Source organism: Devosia psychrophila, assembly GCF_000971275.1.
GTDB lineage: Bacteria > Pseudomonadota > Alphaproteobacteria > Rhizobiales > Devosiaceae > Devosia > Devosia psychrophila.
In genome coordinates, this window is the sequence record NZ_LAPV01000221.1 from 1 (window position 1) to 641 (window position 641).

The 641-nt window shown below is 60.5% G+C and carries 1 protein-coding gene and 1 pseudogene; both read right to left on the minus strand.

From position 1 onward, the window contains the following. Positions 1-290, minus strand: a pseudogene (locus WH91_RS20985) (ABC transporter permease); the annotation flags it as partial. Continuing rightward, positions 290-641 (minus strand): DUF2961 domain-containing protein (locus WH91_RS20990; RefSeq protein WP_046172966.1); only part of this gene is annotated, 352 nt, incomplete at its 5' end. The gene WH91_RS20990 and the pseudogene WH91_RS20985, both read right to left, overlap by 1 nt.

The following is a 641-nucleotide window of genomic DNA, read 5'->3' on the forward strand; positions in this document are numbered from 1 at the left end:
AACATCGACAGCGATGGTCCGAAATCGGCGGGGAAGAGGATGCGCTTGATGAAGGCGGTTGACTGCTCCCATAGCGAACCATCGAGCCCAAAGGTATCGGCCAGCGACTGGCGCAGCGCATCGACCTGCGCCGCGTCCATGTAGGCGCCCTGCGACGCCACCTTGGCCAGCATGGCTTCGACCGGATCGGTGGGTCCGAGCCGCGGCACGAAGAACAGCACTGTCAGCGCAAAGATGATAACGAGCGCATAAACAACCAGCCGCCCGGCGATATAACGAAGGAGGTTCATCAGATCACTTCGAGGTAATCGGGTGGTGCGAGTTCGGGGAAAGGAGCCGTCGGCAGCGTCTGGTACCAGAAGGCCACCGACGCGATGTCGTCCTGAAGCGGCAGGTAGCGGCGGTCTTTCTTTTCGGTGCGCCAGCCCAGCGCCTGGATGGTGACGCGCAGATCGTCGTCGAACCGGATCGGATCGGTAATGTGCCAGCGATACATGCCGAACCGAATCTGGCTTTGATACACCCCATCGGGCCGCAGCACCTGCGGCAGGCCGGCATAAGGGGTGGTATATTCGCGATAGGCGCTGATCATGTTGGGATCGATAACGCCGCCGTCGAAATTATAGGCGCCGCAGAAATAG